This is a genomic window from Actinoplanes sp. NPDC051513, assembly GCF_044454685.1.
Classification (GTDB): domain Bacteria; phylum Actinomycetota; class Actinomycetes; order Mycobacteriales; family Micromonosporaceae; genus Actinoplanes.
Map to the genome: position 1 here is coordinate 1 of NZ_JBITDW010000067.1, position 2,522 is coordinate 2,522.

The 2,522-nt window shown below is 68.8% G+C and carries 1 protein-coding gene; it reads left to right on the plus strand.

The genetic code is table 11. The features are described from left to right. Positions 1–327: 327 nt before the first annotated feature. Positions 328–2,496, plus strand: coding sequence for a recombinase family protein (locus tag ACIA5D_RS51720; RefSeq protein ID WP_396038117.1), 2,169 nt, complete (start codon positions 328–330; stop codon positions 2,494–2,496). The last annotated feature ends 26 nt before the right edge of the window (positions 2,497–2,522 follow it).

Here is a 2,522-nt window from a genome sequence, read left to right on the forward strand (position 1 = left end):
CGGTCCTCAAGGAGAGAAGTTCACTGCATCGGTAGATGGTGCTGGTGCTGGTGACGCGCCGATCATTGAGGTGGATGCCCTGCTTGGGCTGGTCGCTGTGGTCGGTCAGTTGCGGGGTCGGTCGCGCAGCGGCGCGGGTGAGGAGGCTTCGGCATGGACGGTGAACGAGTCGAGGCGGTGCCCCCCTCGCGGACGGTCGGACGGATCTGCCGCGGTGGGAGGAGATCCCGGAGTTCGCCAGGCTGTTGGTGATCCGCCGGTTGGCAGTGTTGCTGGCCCGGCGAGCAGCGGACCGGCCGGCGCCGGTAATGGCGGGCGGTGAGCGCGATGAGTCTGCGGGACTGGGATCGCCGGCCGGGCAAGGTCACAGCGGAGCACTGTGACCGGCTGGCCGTGGTTTATGTGCGCCAGTCGACGTTGCGGCAGGTCCATGAGAACACCGAGTCGGCGAAGATGCAGTACGCGTTGGTGGAGCTTGCCGCCGTGCTGGGCTGGGTGCCGTCGCGGATCGTGGTGATCGACGAGGACATGGGTCACTCGGCCGGCGGCGGTCAGGACCGTCCCGGGTTCACCCGGTTGGTGTCCGAGGTCGGGCTCGGCCATGTCGGTGTGGTGATCGGGATTGAGATGTCCCGGCTGGCCCGCTCGGGCCGGGACTGGCACCAGCTGCTCGAGCTGTGTGCGTTGTCGCGGACGCTGCTGGCTGATCCGGACGGGGTCTACGATCCGGCGGATCACAACGATCGGCTGCTGCTGGGGTTGAAGGGCACGATCAGCGAGGCCGAGCTGTATTTGATCAAGTCGCGGATGTGGGGTGGCCGGTTGGCCAAAGCACGGCGCGGGGAGTTGGGGATCGATCCGCCGGCCGGTTATGTCCGGCGGCCGGGCGGCGGGATCGTGCTGGACCCGGACGCGCAGGTTCGCGAGGTAGTCGGACTGGTCTTCGCGAAGTTCGAGGAGTTGGGCACCCTGCACGCGGTGTTGTCCTGGCTGGTCGCTCACGGCATCGAGATCGGTGTCCGTGAGCTGCGGGGCGCGGAGCGTGGGGAGCTGGGCTGGCATCGGCCGAACCGCACGATCCTGCGGAACATGATCCGTAATCCGATCTATGCCGGGATCTACGCCTACGGGCGTAAGCGCAGCGAGTTCCGTGCCGGACGGCGCCGCGAGCGGGTCCTCAATGATCCGGCCGATTGGCTGGTGTTTCTGCCGGACCGTCTTCCGGGGTATATCAGCGTCGAGCAGTGGCGCCGTAATCTGGCCAGGTTGGAGGCCAACCGCAGTACCGCGGCCACGCCCGGATCGGCTCGGCCTGGGTCGGCGTTGCTGTCCGGGCTGGTGCACTGCGGCCGGTGCGGCAAGCGGATGACGGTCGGCTACCGCAGCGAGGGTGCTGGCCGGACGCAGCACATTTACCGATGCGAATGGGAATTGGCGCACTACGGCGGGGACCGCTGCCAGCAGCTGGCCGGTGCCTGCCTGGACGAGTACGTCACCGTTCAGGTCCTGGCCGCGATGGCACCGGCCAGTCTGGAGGTGTCGCTGGCCGCGTTCGCCCAGGTCGAAGCCGACCGCACCGCCCTGGAACGGATTTGGGCGCAGCGGCTGGAACGCGCCGACTACGAGGTCGACCAGGCCCGGCGCCGTTACCGGCTGACCGAACCGGAGAACCGTCTGGTCGTGCGCCAGCTGGAAGCCGAGTGGGAACAAGCACTCCGCGCCCGCGAACAGCTTCGCGAGCAGCACGCCCGGTTCCAAGCGGCCGCGCCCCGAACGCTGACCGCAATGCAACGCGACGCCATCCGCGCGCTCGCCGATGACCTGCCGGACCTGTGGCACGCGCCGAGCACGACGGTCACCGACCGCAAAGAACTGCTGCGGCTGATGATCGCCAAGGTCGTCGTCGTGGTGGTCGGCGACACCGAGCAGGTCGCCGTCGGCGTCACCTGGGCCGGCGGGCATGCCAGCGCGGGCCGGATCGTGCGTCCGGTCGCACGGCTTGACCAACTCAGCTACTACCCCGCCCTCGTCGCGCGGATCCGGGCCCTCGCCGAGACCGGGATGGGCATGAAGCAGATCGCCGAGCAGATCAACGCGGACGGGTTCCGGCCACCGAAACGCAGCCAGCGGTTCAGCGCGCAGAGCGTCAACGACCTCCTGCGCCGCCAAGGGCTGTCGCGTTACCCGGGCCGCGCCGGCCACCCACCCGACGAGCGTCTCGGTGAGCACGAGTGGCGGCTGCCGGACCTGGCCGCCGCCCTCGACATGCCCCAGGTCACCCTGCACACCTGGGTCCACCGCGGCTGGGTCCACGGCTACCGCGACGACACCCCGCAGCACGCCTGGATCCTGCACGCCGACCGCGCCGACCTGGATCGGCTACGCGAACTACGGCAACGCCCGAACGGCTACTACAACAGACACCGCTTCCTGGACAACCAGAACACGGCACGCGAGGAGGACAACGACCGCCATGACCACGAACGCCCGGTATGAGTGCACTGTGACACCCTCGTCTCGAC